Below are 18,534 nucleotides of genomic sequence, written 5' to 3' on the forward strand. Positions count from 1 at the left end.
GGTCAGGGAAGCAGGACGTGCTTGCCGACGGAGCGTCCCTCCAGCAGGAGGCGCAGCGCGGCGGCGGCACCGTCGAGGGGGTGGCGGCCGGCGATCTCCGGCTTCAGCACGCCCTTCGCCAGCAGCTCGTACAGCGCGCCCAGGGCGTCGTTGAAGGCCGGGCCCGGCTTGACGTAGTACATCGTCATCCGCCGGCCGCCCGTCAGGCCCAGCAGGCGGGCGACGAAACGGCGCGCCGTGCGCACCAGCGCCGGCACGTGCGGCCGGAACCACTGCCCGGGCCGGTAGCCGGCGACGGAGGAGTCGAACGACACGAGCGTGCCGCCCTTGGCCAGCATCGCCCAGCTCGCGTCCAGGCCCCGGCCGCCGATGTGGTCGAAGACGGCGGCCACGCCCTGCGGCGCCAGCGCGCGCACCGCCGCCGGCAGGTCGGGCGTGCGGTAGTCGAGCGGCTCGGCACCCAGCGCCCGTACGGAGTCGTGCTTGGCGGGCGACGCGGTGCCGATGACCCGCAGGCCCCGGTGGACGGCCAGCTGGGTCAGCAGGGAGCCGACACCTCCACTCGCCCCGTGCACCAGCACGGTGTCGCCGGGCGCCAGGGCGGTCAGCCGGTCCAGCATCTGATACGCCGTCACCCCGTTGGTGACCAGCGCGACCGCCTCGGCGGCGTCCAGTTCCTCGGGCACCGGCGCCAGGTCCTTGGCGGCCGTCTCGACGTACTCCTGCCAGGCGCCGTAGCGGGGCATGGCGGCGACCCGGTCGCCGGCGCGCCACCCGGTGACGCCCTCCCCGACCTCGGTGATCCGCCCGACCAGGTCGTAGCCGGGGACGAAGGGGAAGCGGGGCGGGAAGGGGTGCAGGTGCTGCAGCATCTGCACCTCGGCGAACGACACGCCCGCCGCCTCGACGCGCACCACGACCTTGCCGCGGCCCGCCGGGGCGAGCGTCTCGCGAGCCGTGACGAGCCGGTCCTCGGGCTCACCGCTGCCCGTCATGCTGACCTTCGCGCCGCTGAGCGCGGCATCGGTCCCGGTGCTTTTTCCGGTGTCCTTTTCGGTGCGGGTCCCCCTGGGGGTCCCGGTGCCGATTCCGGCGTCGGTGCTCATGCGGCCAGCTCCTCGAAGACGGGGGCGAAGTCGGCGGCGTGGTCGGCCGCCCAGCGGGCGAAGGTCAGGGCGGGCGCGCCGGTGACGCGCTCGACGGTGTCGGTGACCGCGGGCGGGTTGGCCACCGCGTCGGCCAGGTAGCCCAGCACCATCTCCACGACGGGTGCCGGCATGGCCTGCCCCATCAGCTCACGGGCCCGGTCGGGCGTGATCTCCTCGAAGCGGATCTCCCGGCCCAGCGCACCGGCGATGGCCCGCACCTGGTCGGCCTGTGTGATCGCCTGCGGCCCGGTGAGCACATACGCCTTGCCCGTGTGCCCGTCCTCCAGCAGCGCGGTCACCGCGACGGCGGCGACGTCCGCCTCGTGCACGAGGACACGCGGGGCGTTGCCGTACGGGGCGCGCACGACGCCCTCGGTGCGGATCGAGTGGCCCCACTTCCACAGGACGTTGGTGGCGAACTCGTCGGGGCGCACGAACGTCCAGTCGATCCCGGACTCCTCCACCGCCCGCTCCACGGTGCGGTGGTACTCGCCGCTGTGGTTGTCTCCGGACTCGTCCAGGACGGAGGACGAGGACAGTACGACGATACGGCTCACCCCCGCCTCCGCGGCGGCCGCGACGACCTCACGGGCCGTCTCCGGGACCGGGAAGAGGTAGAGGCGCTCCACCCCGCGCAGCGCCGCGCGCAGCGTGTCGGGGCGGGTGAGGTCGCCCTCGTGGACGTCCACGCCCTCCGGCAGTCCGGCGGTGGCCGGATTCCTGGTCAGCGCCCGCACCGTGACGCCCGCGGCCACGAGCCGCTCGACCACATGACGGCCGACCGATCCTGTTGCACCTGTCACCAGAACTGTCACGCCTGCTCCACGAGTTCGTTCGCCAGTAGTGCTGCCAGCGTCGGGAACCGCCCTGGAGGATTCCCGGAGAGGCGGTCGACCGTAGCCGGGGCGCGACCGGGCCCCGCGCAGGCGAAAACGGGCCCGCGCAGGAGCCCCGGACAGGCGGGCCGCCGCGGACAGGCCCGTTCACGCGCCCCCTCAGGGGCCTACCGGGACGCCACCGCCCCGGCCCGTTCGCGTTCCCGTTGCCGTTCGCTTTCCCGTTCCCGGGCGGCGTCCAGTGCGGCGCACCAGGACGCCGGATGCGCCGTGCGCAGCAGGCCCGTGCCGATGAGCAGTCCGTCGAAGCCCGCGTTGAGCAGCCGGGCCGCGTCGGCGGGGTCGGCGATGCCGCTGGCACTGACCGCGCAGCAGGTGCCGGTGGCCCGCACGGCCGGCAGCAGCGCGGCGCTGCGGTCCAGGTCACCGGGCAGCCGCTCACGGGTGGCGATGTCCTTGTTGTTGACCGCGACCACGCACTGCGCCGCCCTCGGCACCGCGGCCGCCTCGGCCGCGTCGGCGACCTCCACGAACGGCGTCAGCCCGAGGTCCAGCGCGTGGTCCACCAACCGCGCCAGGACGCCGGCCGGCAGCAGCTTCACCGTCAGCAGCACGGCCGAGGCGCCCAGTTCACGGCTGCGCTCCAGGTGGCGCCGGCTGGTGAGGAAGTCCTTGCGCAGCACCGGCAGCGAGGTGAGCGCGGCGACCTCGCCCAGCAACTCCTCGCTGCCGCCGAACCAGCGGCCGGTGACCACCGAGACACACGGCGCCCCGGCCTCCTCGTACGCGGCGACGACCTCGGCCGGCGAGCGGGCACCCAGCAGGTCGGTGCCGTCCGCGTCCCGGCGCTTCACCTCCATGATCACCGGCCGAGGCGCCGCCAGCAGCGCGTCCGTGAACCTCATGACGCCCCCCTCCAGGCACGGGTGACGGCCGCCGCGTTCGCCGCGGCGAGCAGTCCGTCCTCGCCGCGGGCGGCGGAGTCCACGTCGATGCCGAGGAACCGGGGATGGGCACGGGCCCCGCCGAACCGGTCGTGGTTGTCCGCGCCCAGCCCGCCCGCGAGCAGGAACGGCCGCTGCATGCGGTCGGCCAGGCCGGTGACCGTGGCGTCGTCCAGGGTCAGCGCCGTACTGCCCACCCGTCCGCCGGCGCCGACCGCGTCGAGCAGGAAGCAGTCCGTACCGGCCCGCTCGTACGCGCCGATCAGCCGCGCCTCCACACAGGAACCGTCCTGCACGTGCAGCACCTTGACGATGCGTACGCCGTCGGGGACCAGTGCCCGCAGTGCGCGGACCATGCCGGGGGTCTGGTAGCCGTGCAGCTGGATCCAGGACGCTCCCCGCGCGCCCGTGAGCGGGGCCAGTGCCTCCGGGTCGGCGCCGAAGGTCACCAGCACCGCCTCCAGGCGGCCGGTGGCCCGCGCCTCGCCGGCGAGCGCGGCCAGCCGCTCGGCGGACAGATCCGCACGCCCGCCGGGCACCGCGTGCCACAGCCCGACCAGGTCCGCCCCGGCGTCGGCGACGCCGCGCACCTCGGCGGCGGTCGTCGCACCGCAGATCTTGACGAGCACTACGCCGCCTCCCCGACGAGGGAGCCCTCCGCGAACCGCTCCCCCTCGCCCTCGAACAGCCGCGGGTGCGCGGCGCGCAGGTCGTCGATCACCCATGCGTAGGGCAGGTCGTCGAACTCGCCGTGCACCCGCAGGAACTCCATCTGGCGCCGCCCCTTGAGGTCGAAGGGGTGGTGGAGGCTGTCGGCGGTGCCGTCGAAGTCCAGCGGCGCCATCCGGTACAGCCGGCACAGCGTCTTGTTGAAGACCGGCGTGGCCTTCACCCAGCGGCCCTCAAGGCACAGGGACGTCAGTCCGTGCTGGTGGAAGACGTCACCGCCCAGCAGCCGCGTCAGCCGCTCGGAGGCGAGGTGGTTGCGTACGTCGGTGAGGACCAGGCGTGCCGGGATCCCGAGCGAACGCAGCCCGGCCGCGTACAGCACCGACTTGTGCAGGCACATGCCGGAGCCGGTGCGCACCACCTGGCTGGCGCGCAGCCCCGCGCGGGACAGGTCCGCGCCGTACACCTCGTAGCGGATGCCGTCGCGCACGGCGTAGTACAGGGCCACGGCCTGCTCGGTGGGGGTGGTGGCGCTCGCCGGCAGCGCACGGGCGACGAAGTCGCGCACCTCGGGGCTGTGGTGGTCGATGAACTCGGTCGCTGCCAGTGCGGGCTGGAGGGTCATGGTGGCGTGGTCCGCTTCCGTTGGGTGTCGACGTGTGCTCAGAGGCCGAGCATCGAGGCGATGCGGTTGCGCTGGATCTCGGAGGTGCCGGAGTAGATGGTCCCGGCGACCGAGTTGCGCAGCTCCTTCTCGATGCCGTACTCGGCCATGTAGCCGTTGCCTCCGAAGATCTGGACGGCGGCGAGCGCGGAGGCGACGTTGGCCTCGCTGGTGACGAGCTTGGCGACGGCGATGTCCCGGGTGACGTTCTCCCCCGCCGTCATCTTGCGGGCGGCGGAGTACAGCCAGTGCCGGGCCGTCTCCACCCCGATCTCCATGTCCACGATCTTGTGGGACACGGCCTGGTAGGAGCCGATCGGCTGCCCGAACTGGGTGCGGGTGCGGGCGTAGTCGGCGCAGCGCTCCACCCGGTCGCGCATCTCCCCCGCGTTGATGACGAAGGAGCACAGGATCTCCCAGCGCATCACGTGGTCCAGGACCAGGAAGCCGCCGCCCACCCGGCCCACGACCTGCGCGGCGGGGACGCGGCAGTCGTCGAAGTACAGCTCGCACAGCGGCGAGGTGCGCAACCCCATCTTGGCCACGGGCCGCCCGACGGTCAGGCCGGGGGTGTCGCGTTCGACGAGGAGCGCGGTGATGCTCAGCGGGCCGGGGCGGTCGCTGGTGCGGACGTACACCGTGATCAGGTCGGCGACCGGGCCGTTGCTGACGAAGGCCTTGCTGCCGTTGAGGACGAAGTGATCGCCGTCGCGCACCGCACGGGTGCGCATCGCCAGCGCGTCCGACCCGCTGCCGGGCTCGCTGATGGCGTGCGCGCCGATCAGCTCGCCCGAGCACAGCCCGGGCAGATAGCGGTCCTTCAGCTCGGGCGAGCCGAACCGGTGCAGGGGGACACCGGTGCTGACCAGATGGCTGCACACGGAGAAGTTCAGCCCCGCGTCACGGCAGCCCCGGCCCAGGCCCTCCAGCACGTACATCGTGGTCAGCAGGTCCTGGCCCAGCCCGCCCCACCGCTCGTCGAAGGGCAGGCCGAGGATCCCCGAGGCGCGCAGCAGGTCCCACTGCTCGCGCGGGAAGGCGGCCTCGGCGTCCCGCTCGACGTGCCCGGCGCTGAGCTTGTCCAGCAGCGGCGCCAGGCCGTCGCGCAGCCGCTGCTGGTCATCGGTCCACGTGATCATCAGTACTGGGAGAACTCGGACGAGTCGAGGTTGTGACGCTCGTCGCCGCGCAGCGCCGGGGTGAACATGCAGACCAGGCGCAGGTCCTCGTGCGGACTGGCGACCAGCCAGTGCGCGTCGTGCTGGTCGAGGGCGTAGAGGGTGCCGGGGGTGATGGGGTGGGAGGTGCCGGCCATGTCGACGACCTCGCCGCTGCCCTCGATGCAGTAGCAGGCCTCCAGGTGGCGGCGGTACTCCAGGCGCGACTTGGTGCCGGCCCGCACGATCGTGTCGGTGACGGTGTACCCGAGGCCGTCGGACTCGGTGAGGAACCGGCGGCTGAGGCCGTTGCCCCAGTCGACGCTGCGGACGTTGTCCAGCCGGCGGATGATCATGAGGGGTTCCCTTCGTTCATGGGGTGGGAGGGGGTGCTCCGGCGCAGCTGCGCGACGAAGGAGGCGAACTCCTCCACGGGGTCGCGCCCTGCGTCCAGGGCCTGTTCGATGCGGGCCACGCCCGCGCTGCCGACGACCGCGGCGTCCGCGCCGAGTGCCTCCAGCGCGGCGACGTCGGCCCCGGTGCGGACGCCGAAGCCGACGGCGACCGGGACACGGGTGGCGGCACGCGCCCGGCGGAGGGCTGCGGCGAGCCGCTCACGGTCGGGTGCGGCGGTGGTGCCGCTGCGGCCGTAGTGGGCGACCAGATAGAGGTACGCGGAGGCGTGCCGGGCCGCCTCGGCCGCGGTCGCGGCCCCGGAGACGGCGTAGCAGGTGGTGACCAGGGGCAGCCCGGCGCGGTGGGCGGCCTCGTAGTGGGCGCCGCGCAGCCGCGGCGGCAGGCCGTGCAGCAGCAGCCCGTCACAGCCGGCGTCGGCGACGGACCGGGCGAAGTCGCCGAGGTCTCGGCCCTTGACGGTGTGACTCCAGTCGGCGAGCAGCGCGATCCGCAGCCGCCGCAGCCGCGGCCGTACGGCGGCGACCGCGTCCAGGACGGCGGCCGCGGTGACCCCGGCGGCCAGCGCCCGGTCCGCGGAACGGCGGATGACGGGGCCGTCGGTCACGGAGTCGGGGAAGGGGACGGCGAGTTCGAGGCAGTCGACGTCGCTCTCGTCGAGCATCGCGGCGAGGTCCGCGAGCGCGCCGAGCGGCGGATCACCCGCGTTGACGAACACGGCCAGCCCGGGCCGGCCGGGCCGGCGGTGGGCGAAGAACCCGGCCGATGCGGGGTTCGCCACCACGCCGGGCTCGGCGGGGCGGCCCATCGCCGCACCGGCCGCTGCTGCACCGGGCGCCGCAGGTCCAGCCGTTCCCGTCGGCCCTGCCGCTTCCACCGGCCCTGCCGCTTCCACCGGTCCCGCCGCTTCCACCCGTCCCGCCGCTTCCACCGGTCCCGCCGCCCCGTCCCCGCACAACGACAGGGACAGGGCCGCGACGCCCTTGACGGCGTCCGGGGCGAGGCCCGGCAGGGGCGGCGGGCCGGACGCCGGGGCGGCGTTGAGGAGTCGTTCAGGCATGGGCTGCCTCCCGCGTCCGCATCCGGTCGACCAGCGCAAGCGCCGAGCCGTCGTGCAGCGTGGCCTGCGCGGCGCGCAGCGCCTGGTGCCAGTCGCCGGTCAGCCGGCCGGCGACGGCCAGCGCGGCGGCGTTCAGGCAGACGGTCTGCGTCGCCGCCGCACCGCCGCGCCCGGCCAGCACCCTCCGGAACAGCTCGGTGGCCCCCCGCGTCCCGTCCTCGGCCGGAGCCAGGTCCGCGAGCCGGCCGGCGCCCAGCCCCAGGGCGGCGGGCGTGAGCGTGAACTCCTCCTCGCCGCCGTCCTCGTAGGCGCGCACCCGGTTGGCGGTGAAGGCGAGGAACTCGTCGGCGCCGGCGTCGTTGCCGGCCAGCCACACCGTGCGGCCGGTGGCGCGGGAGGTGTGCTCGGCGGCGTGCCGCAGGGCCTCCAGCGCCTCGGGCCGGGACACGCCGGTCACCTGCGCGGCCACCGGCATGTCGGCCAGGAACGGGCCGAGGGTGTTGACGAACGAGCCCAGCCGCCGCATGTCCAGCGGCGCGACGGCCCGCGCGAGCAGCGCGATCTCCTGCGGGTACACGAAGTACCCGGCGAAGGCGATGCCGTGGCGCTCCAGGACCTCCTGGGTCTGCTCGTACGACGTCGTCGGCGCGATCTCCAGCCGTTCCAGCAGGTCCAGGGAGCCGCAGGAGCCGGTGTAGGCGCGCGAGCCGGTCTTGACGACCCGCACGCCCATCGCCGCCCCGACGAACGCGGCGGCCGTGGAGATGTTGAAGGTGCGCGGTCCGCCCCCGGTGCCGACGATGTTGACGGCCGCCCCGAACCCGTCGCCCGCCGGGCGGGCGGGACGGCGCTCGGCCAGCGAGTCGAGGAACGCGCACAGGGTGGTCCGGTCGGGCATCCGGGTGGCCAGGGACGCCAGCAGAGCCGTGGCTTCGCCCCGGCGCAGGTCGCCCGCGTGCAGCCGGTCCCAGAACGACCGCCACACCGGCAGCTCCACCGGAGCCTGCCGGCCCAGGAGCGAGACGACGGCTTCGTGCATGGCTACGCGGCCCCCGCGTGCTCGCGCGGCGCGGCCGCGAGGAACGCGGCGATCGCGGCGACGGTGGTGAAGGACTCCGGGTCGAGGTCGACGGCGTCGGTGTCGACGCCGTAGCGGTCCTCCAGCCAGGCGATCACCTTGAGCAGCCCGAGGCTGTCGATGACGCCGTTCTCCATCAGGTCGTAGTCGTCGGCCAGTTCGTGGGCGGGCACGTCCGGCAGGAACTCCTCGACGATGAACTCCCTGACGGCCTGGGCGTACTGCATGTCAGTTCTCCTTGGGGAAGTGGGCTGAGGCGACCCGGTCGCGGTCGACCTTGCCGGTGGAGGTCCGCGGCAGCGGATCGTCGGTGATCCGCAGCTCGGAGGGGACCGCCGCACGGGGCAGCCGGCGGGCGAGGTGCCCGCGCAGCGTCAGGCTGTTGAGGCCCGAGTCCGGTGAGCGCCGTACGACCGCGTGCAGCAGGCGCCCGGCGACGGGGTCGGGCAGCGCCAGGACGGCCGCCTCGGTGACGTCGCGGTGGCCGAGCAGGACGTGCTCCACCTCCTGGGCGTTGACCCGTACCCCGCGCACCTTGACCTGGTGGTCGGTGCGGCCCTCGAGGGTCAGGGAGCCGTCCGGGTGTCTGCGCACCAGGTCGCCGCTGCGGAAGTAGCGCCGGCCGTCGTCGCGCGCGGGATGGGTCACGAAGACCGGCGTGGCGGCCGCGGCACCCAGGTAGCCGCGTGTCTGGAACGGTGTCGACACGAGCAGCTCACCCGTGCCGGGTCCTTCCAGCACCGCGCCCTCGGAGTCGACGAGGAGCGCCTCGACCCCGGGCAGCGGGACGCCGATGGGCAGCGGAACCGGCGCGGGCGAACGGGTGTCGATCTCGTGGACGAAGCTGTCGTTGGTCTCCGTGCACCCGTAGATGTTGTGCAGCCGGGCCCCCGGCAGCAGACCGGGCAGCCGCTCGAGCAGCGGGCCGGGCAGCGCGTCACCGGTGAACATGGCGTGCCGTACGGCGGGCAGCGTCGCCCCGGCGGCTTCGGCCGCGTCGGCGAGCAGCCGGAAGAACATGGGCACGGCCTGCACGACCCGCACCTCGTGCCGCTGCATCAGGCGCAGCAGGAACGCCCCGTCCAGGGCCTGGTCGGGGTCGACGAGGACGACCCGGCCGCCGTGGGCGAGGGTGGTCCACACGTCGAGCAGGCACAGATCGAAGTTGAGCGGCGCGTAGTTGAGGACACTGGTGCCCTCCGCGATGCCGAAGGCGCCCGCGGCCCAGCCGGTGAAGGCGTCGAGGGCGTCCAGCTCCAGCGGGACGATCTTCGGCATGCCGGTGGAACCGGAGGTGGTCAGCAGCAGTGCGGGCCGCCCGGGGGGCGTCGCGGGCGCCACGGGCGCCGTCTCGGCGGGCGCCGTCCCGGCGGGGGACTGCGCGTCGGGTGCCGGTGCGGCGGGTGCCGTCGCGGTCTCGTCCCCCTCGACGGCGTCCGAGGGCCGCAGCACCTCGCGTACGCCGGCCTGTTCGTGCAGCCGGTCCAGGGCGTCCTGTCCGAGCGTCGCGGCGGGCAGCAGCACCGGACGGCGCTCCAGCAGGCAGGCCAGGACCAGCGCGATCGTCGCGGGTGACTTCACGGCGGGCACCCCGACCGGCTCGTCGCCCGTCAGCCGCGCGATACGGGCGCGTTCCCGCGCCGTACGCTCCAGCAGCGCCCCGTAGCTGATCTCCTCGTCCCGCCACACCAGGGCCGTCGCACGCGGCGTCCGCCGCGCCTGCCCGACGATGCCCTCGAGTAGTTGGTGACGGCCCTGTACGGCGCCCACGCTTGCGCTCACGGCTCCTCCCCCGGCTCGCCTCGCGATGCTGTGGGTACCGATGGTGGTTTCGCCGTCTGGAGCATCGATGGAGCGGCACTGAACTCCCGCCCGGCACACGCGAGGGGGCCACGCCACCGGGCAGGTGACGCGGCCCCCTCGGGTCCCGCGGCGGTCAGCCGCCGGTCAGTTCCACCAGCGCGTCCGCCGGATCGCCGTGCGGCGCCCCGGCGGGCCACCACGTGCCCGCCTCCTCGCGGTAGGGGTACCACCGTCCGTCGCGGCCCAGGCGCAGCTGCACGCCCTGGCCGGCGAGGGTCCAGTGGTTGTCCCGGACCTCCGGCTCGGGCAGTTCGTCCGCCTCCCAGCCCGCCGAGAGCGCGGCCCGCGCCCGGGCGCTCTCCTGGGCAGGCGGGGACCAGGTGCGCTCCAGCACCTCCAGGCCCGCCGCGCCCCCGGTGCGCCAGGCGGCGGCCGCACGGTCCAGTTCCCCGGGCGGTCTGCCGCAGCTCTCGCGCAGCCGTGCCGCGACCCTCGGGTCGGGGTGCGTGGCGGCGATCCGCACGGTGTCCTGCCACAGGTCCAGCGGTGGCGCCGGCCGTTCGGTCAGCCCGAGGGCGTACGCGAGCAGCGCGCGCGCCCGTACGGCCGCGTCGGCGACCAGCCGCTCCAGGGGGTCGGCCTCGATGCCGGTGGCCGGCTCGCCGGTACCGGTGTTCGCGGCGGGCAGCGGCGGCAGGGCGGGCAGCGCCGAGGTGTCACGCGTCCACGCCGCCACCGGGTCGACGCCGGGCAGCGGCCCGGCGTCCTCGCCGTCACCCTCACCGCCGTGACCGTCCGCGTCCTCCGCGTCGTCCTGGTCGTCCTCGTCGTCGGAGTCGTCCTCCGCGCCCGTCATCGCGCGCAGCAGCAGCTCCGACTTCAGCTCCTCGACGGCCTCCTCGGCGTCGCGGCCCCGCACCAGCGGCAGCAGCCACGGCTCCGTCTCCAGCAGCCAGGACACCTGGTAGCACAGCGCCGTGGCGTGCGGGCACGGGTGTTCCAGGGCGTCGCAGTCGCAGTCCGCGTCCAGGTCGCCGTACCCGGGCAGCATCCGCACCCCGGCGTCCTCCACGGCCTCCAGGAGGTCCTCCGGCAGCTCGCCCGCGAGCAGCTGCTCCGCGACGCCCGGCCGGTCCGCGGCCCGCTCCCACAGCAGCTCCCACTCGCCGTCGTCCAGCTCCGCGAGCGTGACCACGGTCGTGTACGCCACCTCGCCCCCGTACACCTCCGCCGCGATCCGTCCCGGGCTGAGGGTGATCGGGCCGATCCGTCCGCTGCGTGCAAAGGCCCGGCCCTTCTTCAGCGCCTCCTCCTCCGGCCAGGTGTCCTCCACGGCCTCGGTCCACGCCTTGGCCCAGAACGACTGGCCGCGGGCGCGGCCGCCCTTGCGCGCCGCGAAGGGGGGAAAGCCCCGTGCACCGCTGTGCTGTGCCTCGGCCATCACTCGCTCCTCAGCTCGACCAGGTTGGCCAGCTCGTCGTTCGTCAGCTCCGTCAGCGCCTGCTCGCCCGAGCCCAGGACCGCGTCGGCCAGCTCCTTCTTGGACTCCAGCAGCGCGGCGATCCGGTCCTCGACGGTGCCCTCGGCGATCAGCCGGTGCACCTGGACCGGTCTGGTCTGGCCGATGCGGTAGGCGCGGTCCGTGGCCTGGGCCTCCACCGCCGGGTTCCACCAGCGGTCGTAGTGCACGACGTGGTCGGCCCGGGTGAGGTTGAGACCGGTGCCCGCCGCCTTCAACGACAGCAGGAACACGGGCACTTCGCCGTCCTGGAAGCGCTGCACCAGCTCCTCGCGCTTGGCCACGGGCGTCCCGCCGTGCAGGAGCTGCGCGGGCACGCCCCGCTCCCGCAGGTGCCGCTCCAGCAGCCGCGCCATGGCGACGTACTGGGTGAACACGAGCGCGGCGCCGTCCTCGGCGGTGATGGTGTCGAGGAGTTCGTCGAGCAGCTCCAGCTTCCCGGAGCGGCCGGCGAGTGCGGCGCCCTCCTCCTTGAGGAACTGGGCGGGGTGGTTGCAGATCTGCTTCAGCCCGGTGAGCAGCTTCAGCACCAGCCCGTTGCGGGCGATGCCCTCGCTGCCGCGGATCTGCGCCATCACCTCGCGTACCTGCGTGCGGTACAGCGCCGACTGCTCTGCGGTCAGGGAGACCGGCCGGTCCGTCTCGGTCTTGGGCGGCAGCTCCGGCGCGATACCCGGGTCCGACTTGCGGCGGCGCAGCAGGAACGGGCGGACGAGACCGGCCAGGCGCCGGGCCGTGGCCCGCTCCCCCGTCCCCTCGGCGCGCTCCGCCTCGATCGGCGCCATCCAGCGCCGGCGGAACTCCCCGTATCCGCCGAGCAGTCCGGGCGTCGTCCAGTCCAGGAGTGCCCACAGCTCGGAGAGGCTGTTCTCCACCGGCGTGCCGGTGAGCGCGACCTTCGCGTCGGCGGGGATGAGGCGCAGCGCCTTCGCGGTGCCCGAGTGCGGGTTCTTCACGTGCTGGGCCTCGTCGGCGACGACCATGCTCCAGCGGTGCCCGGCGAGCTGCTCGGTGTCGAGCCGCATGGTGGCGTACGTCGTCAGCACGAACCCCTCGTCCGCGCCGGCCAGGGTGCGGCCGGGCCCGTGGTAGCGGCGTACGGCGGTGCCCGGTGCGAACCGGCCCACCTCCCGCTGCCAGTTGCCCAGCAGCGAGGCGGGGCAGACGACGAGGGTCGGGCCGCTGGTGTCCTTGTGTTCCTGGCGCAGCAGGTGCAGAGAGATGAGCTGGAGGGTCTTGCCCAGGCCCATGTCGTCGGCGAGGCAGCCGCCCAGGCCCAGCGACGTCATGCGGTCCAGCCAGCGCAGGCCGCGCAGCTGGTAGTCGCGGAGCGTGGCGGTGAGCGCGGCGGGCTGCTGCACGGGCTCGCTGCCGCCGTCCGGGTCGGACAGGCGGGCGCGCAGCGCCAGCAGCCAGTCGGTGGGCGCGACGGGGACCTGCTCGGTGCCGATCCGCGTGTGCCCGCTGAGCGCGACGGCCAGGGCCTCGATGGCGGTGAGGGAGCCCACCTTGCGCTCACGCGCCTTGCGGGCGAGGTCCGCGCCGACGAGGGTCCACCGGCCGCGCAGCCGTACGACGGGCCGGCCCGAGCCGACCGCCGCCATCTCCTCCTCCGACAGCGGGTCGCCGTCGAGATCGAGCTGCCAGCGCAGGCCGACCGTGCCGTCGCCGGTGAAGAAGGAGCGCAGGTCGGCGGGCGGCTCCAGGCCGGCGCCGACGACGGCCCGTGCGCTCAGCGACCGGTGGGCGTCCTCGGGCCACGCCACGTCGATGCCGTGGGCGCGCAGCCGGCCGGCCCCGCCGCCCAGCAGGTCGGTGACGTCCCGGTCGGACAGGTCGAGGGCGCGCGGCACGGGCAGCAGCCGCTCCAGCGGCGGCCATACGCCGGCCGCGCGGCGCACGGCGAGCACGGTGTCGGACTGGGCGCGGGGGCCGAGGGCGTGGTCGATGCTCGCGAACAGTTCCCCCGCGTCGAGCGCGAGGGTCGGGTCCGCGAGGCTGTGCACGCGCGGCACGAGCCGCAACGCGGGAGGCCGCACGGCCCCGCCGTTGCCTTCGCCGTCCGCGAGTTCGACCCGCAGCGACACCCGCACCCCGGAGTCCAGCCCGGCCGAGATCTCCTCGGCCCAGGCCCGCAGCTGCGGCACGTGCTGGGGCTCGACGGCCGCGAACGCGGCCCGGCCGGTCGCCGCGTGCGCGGCGGGGGTGCGCGGCAGCGTGTCGGCGACGGCGTCCAGGAACGCCCGTACCAGGCCCTCCGGTTCGGCCAGCCGTACGCGCGCGCCGCCCGTGCCCGGCAGCGGGGCGGCATACGCCTCGGGGGGCGCCGCCGCTGCCAGTTCCCGCACACGCCCCACGTCATCCAGGTCCAGTGGGCCGGTGCGCCAGGCGTCGTAGCCGCCCCGGGTCACGCCCGGCAGCAGCCGTTCGCGGGCCGCCAGGTGCAGGGCGATCGCGGCCGCCCCGCCCCAGAAGGCCGCCGCCGGATGCGCGGCGGATCCCGCCTGCGCCCCGGATTCCGCCTGCGCCCCGGATTCCGCCTGCGCCCCGGATTCCCCCTGCGCCCTGGACCCCGCCTGCGCGTCCGCCGCCGGCCTGGCCGCGCGGGCCAGGACCGGCAGGGCGTCGGCGACCGTCAGCCGTACGACCGGGACGGTGCGCACCACGGGTGTGCCGTCCTCGACGGTGACGACGTCCGCCTCGCCCGCGTCCCCTCCCCCGCCCGGTCCGGCCGGCGGTGAGCCGCCCTGCGGGTCCCAGAACACCACCCGTCCGGTGCGGGGCGGATCGGCCGCCTCGAACAGCACCGCGCACCGCGTGAGGTCACCGGTCCGCTCGCCCGTCATCACTGCCATGTGCCTGTCGGTTCCTCTCGTCCGTCCGGCGTGGCCGGTGTCAGCGGCCGAGCCGCTGGTAGCGTCGCACGGACAGGGGGAAGAAGATCGCGAGAATGATCAACGGCCACACCACGGCCATGACAATGGCCTGATCCGATGCCCATGTCCCCGTGTCCCAACCCGGGTTGCCGAACAGCCGGCGCGCCGCCGTCACCGTCGCCGACAGCGGATTCCACTCGGAGATCGCGGCCAGCCAGCCCGGCATGGTGTCCGGCGAGACGAACGCGTTCGACAGGAACCCCAGCGGCCACACGAGGGTCTGCACGGCGGTCACGGCGGCCGTGTCCGTGAAGACGAGCCCCAGATAGATGCCCACCCACAGCAGCGAGAAGCGCAGCAGCAGGAGCAGGCCCACGGCCCCGAGCGCCTGCCCCAGCCCGCTGTCGGCCCGCCAGCCGACCGCCAGACCGCACAGGATCATCACGCCCAGGCCGAGGACCGAGTTGAGCATGTCGGCGATGCTGCGGCCGGTCACCACCGCCGCGGAGGACGTGGGCATCGCCCGGAACCGGTCGGTGACGCCCTTGGCGGCGTCGCCGATCACGGCCAGCATCGTCACCTCGATGCCGAAGACCATCGTCATGGCGAACATGCCCGGCACCAGGAACTCGCGGTAGTTGCCGCCTCCGGGCACCTGCATCGCGCCGCCGAACAGGTACCCGAACATCAGCACCATCATGATCGGGAAGAGCAGGCCGATCACGACCGGTGCCGGGTTGCGGGCCCAGTGGGCCAGGGAACGGCAGGTCAGCACCCAGGAGTCGGACAGGGCCCAGCGGGCGCCGCCCGTTGCGGCCCGGGGCTGCGGGGCTGCGGTGGTCACACCGTCACCTCTTTCTTGTTCTTGTCGCGGGCCGTGCGGCCCGTCGCCGCGTCCGCGTCCATCTCCGTCCCGGTGAGGTGCAGGAACACCTCGTCCAGGGTCGGGCGGCGCAGCGCGATGTCCTCGGCCTCCACCCCGGCGTCGCCGAGCGCGCGCACCGTCTCGGTCAGCGCGGCGACCCGGTCCTGGACCGGGGCGCCCACGCGCCGGTTCTCCGCATCGGTGTCGGGTTCCCGGCCCGAGATCCGCGCCAGGACCGCGGCCGCGGCCGCCAGGTCCGCGTCGTGGCGGACCGTGACGTCGAGCCGGTCGCCGCCGATCGCCGACTTCAGCTCGTCCGGCGTGCCCTCGGCGATCACCCGGCCGCCGGCGCCGCGCGGCGAGGCGATGACCGAGATACGGTCGGCGAGCTGGTCGGCCTCGTCCAGATACTGCGTGGTCAGCAGCACGGTGGTGCCGTCGTCGACGAGTGAACGCACCGCCGCCCACACCTCGTTGCGGCTGCGCGGGTCCAGACCGGTCGTCGGCTCGTCGAGGAAGAGCACCCGCGGCGCGAGGATCAAGCTGGCCGCGAGGTCCAGGCGCCTGCGCATACCGCCCGAGTAGTCCTTGACCTGCTTGTTTCCGGTGTCGGCGAGCCCGAACTGCTCCAGCAGCGCGTCCGCGCGCTCCCCCGCCGCCCGCTTCCCCAGGTGGTACAGCCGGCCGAACATCACCAGGTTCTGCCGGCCACTGAGCACCTCGTCGACCGCCGCGTACTGGCCGAGCAGCCCGATCCGGGAGCGGACCTTCGCGCTGTCGCGGACCACGTCGAAGCCGGCGACCTCCGCGCGGCCCTCGTCGAGCCGGGCCAGCGTGGACAGGATGCGTACCGCGGTGGTCTTACCGGCACCGTTGTGCCCGAGCAGCCCGTGCACGGTGCCCTCCGGCACCCGCAGGTCGAACCCGTGCAGGGCCGGGGCGTCGCCGTAGCGCTTGCACAGGTTCTCGGCGAGGATCGCGTGTTCGGATCCCATGAATGTCCTTCCCTGGGGGTGGATGACGTGTCCGAGCAGTGTGGAGGGCGCCGCTCGGTCCGCCTTCGAGTCCCGCTCGACCCACGGGCGGAAGCGTCGGGACGTCACAGCACGCCCACCGTCCCGGAGGAGCACGTGGTCACCTTCATCAACCGCTTCACGGTCACCGGCCCCACCGAGGAGTTCGAGCGGCTCTTCGACGACACGTCGGCCTTCTTCCGCGACCGTCCCGGATTCGTCAGCCACCGGCTGCTGCGCCACACCGACCGGCCCGGCAGCTACGTCAACGTCGCCGAGTGGGTGGACGCCGAGTCCTTCCGGGCGGCCGTCAGCGACCCCGGCTTCGCCCCGCACGCGGCCGCCCTGCGCACGCTGAGCACCAGCGAGCCGAACCTGTACGCCACGGTGCTCGAACGCACCGCCACCCCCCAGGACGCCTGAGCGCCCCGCGCCAGGCATACGAGAGCGGGCGGCCCCTGCGCACACAGGGGCCGCCCGCTCTCGTGTGCGCACCCTCAGCGCGCCGCGGTCACCGACAGCGGGTGATGGAAGACGTTCCGCGGATCCCATACGGCCTTGACCGCCTGCAGGCGCCGGTAGTTGGCCCCGTAGTACAGCGTGTGCCAGGGCACCCCGGAGGTGTTCCACGCCGGGTCGGCCATGTCGACGTCCGGGAAGTTGATGAAGCAGCCCTCGCTGCGCTCCCCCGGCACCGGCACCCCGCCGGTGCCCCGGTAGACACCCGCGTACAGCCGGCGCAGCCAGTCCACGTTCGCCGCGTCGTGCTCCGGGTTCTGCCAGGTGTTCATGAACAGCGCCTTCATCACCGACTCGCGCTGCGCGGACGCCGTCGCCGCCGGATGGACGGTGTTGACCTGCCCGCCGTACGACTGGATCGACACCGAGCTGCTGTCGTTGCTGTGCTCAGTGCTGCCCAGGACGTCGTACAGGACGTCGATCTGCTCGTCGGTGAACGCCCGGCGCAGATACGCCGACTTGATCTTCTGCCGGCCCTTCTCCGTGTCCTGCGCGGTGGCCAGCGCCTCCACCGACTCCAGCCACGGCAGCGTCTGCGCCGGCGCGGTGTACGCCTCGACGCCCACGCCCGCGGTGACGGCGTCGATGTGGTTCTGCAGCAGCCGCTCGGCGTCGGGCAGCGTCGCGTCCAGGTGCGTGAAAGCGATCGCGCTCAGCCCCTGGTCGTTCTGCGCCTGACGGCCGAGCAGCACCAGCCCGCTGAACAGCCCGAGGTACGGGGAGCGCGGGCCGCTGTTGCGCTCGTGCCAGCGCCCGTGGTTGCCGACCAGGGTGCGGAACGCGGCCTTGGTCATGCCCTCGCGCGGGAACATCACGCTGGAGGTGAGCACGGAGCCCGGCGGGCGCGGCAGCGCGGTGGCCGGATCATCCCGCCCTGCGGAGGGGGAACGGAACCAGTAGCGGGTGACGACACCGTAGTTGCCGCCGCCCGCTCCGGTGTGGGCCCACCACAGCTCCCGGTTCGGGTCGCCGGGCTCCCGCGTGGCGATGACGGCACGGGCCCGCCCGGAGGCGTCCACGACCACCACCTCCACCGCCTGGAGATGGTCGCTGGAGACGCCGTGGCGCCGCGACAGGGGGCCGTAACCGCCGCCCTGCACATGCCCGCCGGCGGCGACGGTCGCGCTGGCGCCACCCGGAACGGTCACGCCCCAGCCGAAGTACAGCGTCCGGTAGAGGTCCGAGAGGCGGACGCCCGCGCCCACCTCGAACGCCCCGCGCGCCGCGTCCCAGCGCACCGTGTCCATCCCGGACAGGTCGATGACCTCGCGGACGGAAGCGTCCCCCACGAAGTTCTCGTAGCAGTGGCCGCCGCTGCGCACCGCGATGCGCTTGCCGTCCCGCACGGCCGCACCCACGGCCCGCACCACCTGGTCGGTGGTGGTGAGCAGGTGGAAGGAGTCCGGGCGGGCGGAGAACCTCTTGTTGTTGCCGCGCACGGCGAGGTCCTCGTAGCGCGGGTCCGACGGGCCGACGACCACCGGGCCGGCCCCGCCCGCCCCGGCGGTCGACGAGGCGCGCGCCGGGGCGGGCGCCGCGACGGCGCTCCCGGCGGCCGCGGCGACCCCCGTGGTCGCCGCAGCGGCGAGGGTCCCCGTGACGAAACGCCTGCGGTTCGGAGCAGTCATCACTCCCCCGCTCAGACGGCGGCGCGCTCGGACAGCGCCCGGTTGACCAGCTCCAGGTAGGCACGCGGGGTGTCGGCCTGGTCGATGGCCTCCTCGTCCAGGACCAGGTCGAAGTCACGCTCGATACGCCCGGTGGTCTGCAGCACCGCCAGCGAGTCGTAGCCGAGGTCGACGAACGGGACGTCCAGGATGTCCCCGTCCAGGTCCACGCCCTCCTCCTGGCCTGCGCACTCGCGCAGCAGCGTGGTCAGATCGGTGAGTTCCAGCCGGTTCACGGCATACCTCTTTCATCGGTGGGGGTTGCTCGAAACATCGGGCCCGTCACGGCTCGGCGACCGGGC

General features: G+C 74.2%; 18 protein-coding genes. 1 reads left to right on the plus strand and 17 read right to left on the minus strand.

Translation table 11 applies throughout. From position 1 onward, the window contains the following. Positions 1–2: 2 nt before the first annotated feature. The 15 genes from ACZ64A_RS34030 to ACZ64A_RS34100 form a co-directional block, all read right to left on the minus strand. Positions 3–1,106 (minus strand): zinc-binding dehydrogenase, encoded by a 1,104-nt coding sequence (locus ACZ64A_RS34030; RefSeq protein ID WP_469815802.1) that lies wholly within the window; start codon positions 1,104–1,106, stop codon positions 3–5. Next, a complete protein-coding gene (locus ACZ64A_RS34035) occupies positions 1,103–1,963 on the minus strand; it encodes an NAD(P)H-binding protein (protein ID WP_469815803.1) in 861 nt (286 codons plus the stop codon). The genes ACZ64A_RS34030 and ACZ64A_RS34035 overlap by 4 nt, the downstream gene beginning before the upstream one ends. Positions 1,964–2,151: 188 nt before the next feature. Continuing rightward, entirely contained in the window at positions 2,152–2,889 is a 738-nt protein-coding gene (locus ACZ64A_RS34040) for a beta/alpha barrel domain-containing protein (RefSeq protein ID WP_469815804.1), read from the minus strand. Next, positions 2,886–3,557 carry a phosphoribosylanthranilate isomerase gene (locus ACZ64A_RS34045; RefSeq protein ID WP_469815805.1) on the minus strand — a complete coding sequence of 224 codons (672 nt, stop codon included), beginning with the start codon at positions 3,555–3,557 and terminating at the stop codon, positions 2,886–2,888. Before ACZ64A_RS34045 ends, ACZ64A_RS34040 begins: the two co-directional genes overlap by 4 nt. Further along, entirely contained in the window at positions 3,557–4,222 is a 666-nt protein-coding gene (locus ACZ64A_RS34050) for a transglutaminase-like domain-containing protein (RefSeq protein ID WP_469815806.1), read from the minus strand. Before ACZ64A_RS34050 ends, ACZ64A_RS34045 begins: the two co-directional genes overlap by 1 nt. A 38-nt stretch (positions 4,223–4,260) precedes the next feature. Continuing rightward, the gene (locus tag ACZ64A_RS34055) at positions 4,261–5,400 is read right to left on the minus strand and encodes an acyl-CoA dehydrogenase family protein (protein ID WP_469815807.1); all 1,140 of its coding nucleotides are present in this window, start codon (positions 5,398–5,400) and stop codon (positions 4,261–4,263) included. After that, on the minus strand, positions 5,400–5,774 hold the full coding sequence (locus ACZ64A_RS34060) for an ectoine synthase (protein ID WP_469815808.1): 375 nt from the start codon (positions 5,772–5,774) through the stop codon (positions 5,400–5,402). Before ACZ64A_RS34060 ends, ACZ64A_RS34055 begins: the two co-directional genes overlap by 1 nt. Beyond that, positions 5,771–6,892 carry a tryptophan synthase subunit alpha gene (trpA, locus tag ACZ64A_RS34065; protein ID WP_469815809.1) on the minus strand — a complete coding sequence of 374 codons (1,122 nt, stop codon included), beginning with the start codon at positions 6,890–6,892 and terminating at the stop codon, positions 5,771–5,773. The genes ACZ64A_RS34060 and trpA overlap by 4 nt, the downstream gene beginning before the upstream one ends. Next, complete coding sequence (locus ACZ64A_RS34070) at positions 6,885–7,931, minus strand: anthranilate phosphoribosyltransferase (RefSeq protein ID WP_469815810.1); 1,047 nt, start codon at positions 7,929–7,931, stop codon at positions 6,885–6,887. Before ACZ64A_RS34070 ends, trpA begins: the two co-directional genes overlap by 8 nt. 2 nt (positions 7,932–7,933) lie before the next feature. After that, positions 7,934–8,197 (minus strand): acyl carrier protein, encoded by a 264-nt coding sequence (locus tag ACZ64A_RS34075; RefSeq protein WP_469815811.1) that lies wholly within the window; start codon positions 8,195–8,197, stop codon positions 7,934–7,936. 1 nt (position 8,198) lies between these two features. Further along, positions 8,199–9,752, minus strand: coding sequence for an AMP-binding protein (locus ACZ64A_RS34080; protein ID WP_469815812.1), 1,554 nt, complete (start codon positions 9,750–9,752; stop codon positions 8,199–8,201). A gap of 154 nt (positions 9,753–9,906) precedes the next feature. Continuing rightward, positions 9,907–11,214: an SWIM zinc finger family protein gene (locus ACZ64A_RS34085; RefSeq protein ID WP_469815813.1), complete on the minus strand. Its 1,308-nt coding sequence runs from the start codon at positions 11,212–11,214 to the stop codon at positions 9,907–9,909. Further along, the gene (locus tag ACZ64A_RS34090; RefSeq protein WP_469815814.1) at positions 11,214–14,147 is read right to left on the minus strand and encodes a DEAD/DEAH box helicase; all 2,934 of its coding nucleotides are present in this window, start codon (positions 14,145–14,147) and stop codon (positions 11,214–11,216) included. The genes ACZ64A_RS34085 and ACZ64A_RS34090 overlap by 1 nt, the downstream gene beginning before the upstream one ends. Before the next feature lie 40 nt (positions 14,148–14,187). Then, positions 14,188–15,012, minus strand: coding sequence for an ABC transporter permease (locus ACZ64A_RS34095; RefSeq protein ID WP_469815815.1), 825 nt, complete (start codon positions 15,010–15,012; stop codon positions 14,188–14,190). After that, on the minus strand, positions 15,009–16,028 hold the full coding sequence (locus ACZ64A_RS34100) for an ATP-binding cassette domain-containing protein (RefSeq protein ID WP_469815816.1): 1,020 nt from the start codon (positions 16,026–16,028) through the stop codon (positions 15,009–15,011). Before ACZ64A_RS34100 ends, ACZ64A_RS34095 begins: the two co-directional genes overlap by 4 nt. A gap of 135 nt (positions 16,029–16,163) precedes the next feature. Between ACZ64A_RS34100 and ACZ64A_RS34105 the strand changes: the two genes are divergently transcribed. After that, entirely contained in the window at positions 16,164–16,469 is a 306-nt protein-coding gene (locus tag ACZ64A_RS34105; protein WP_469815817.1) for an antibiotic biosynthesis monooxygenase family protein, read from the plus strand. A gap of 74 nt (positions 16,470–16,543) precedes the next feature. Here ACZ64A_RS34105 and ACZ64A_RS34110 read toward each other — a convergent pair whose 3' ends face one another. Together ACZ64A_RS34110 and ACZ64A_RS34115 are read right to left on the minus strand one after the other, a co-directional pair. Continuing rightward, a complete protein-coding gene (locus ACZ64A_RS34110; RefSeq protein WP_469815818.1) occupies positions 16,544–18,193 on the minus strand; it encodes an FAD-binding oxidoreductase in 1,650 nt (549 codons plus the stop codon). 11 nt (positions 18,194–18,204) lie between these two features. Next, positions 18,205–18,468, minus strand: coding sequence for an acyl carrier protein (locus ACZ64A_RS34115; protein WP_469815819.1), 264 nt, complete (start codon positions 18,466–18,468; stop codon positions 18,205–18,207). Positions 18,469–18,534 lie beyond the last annotated feature (66 nt).

Source organism: Streptomyces sp. NPDC104814 (genome assembly GCF_055583185.1).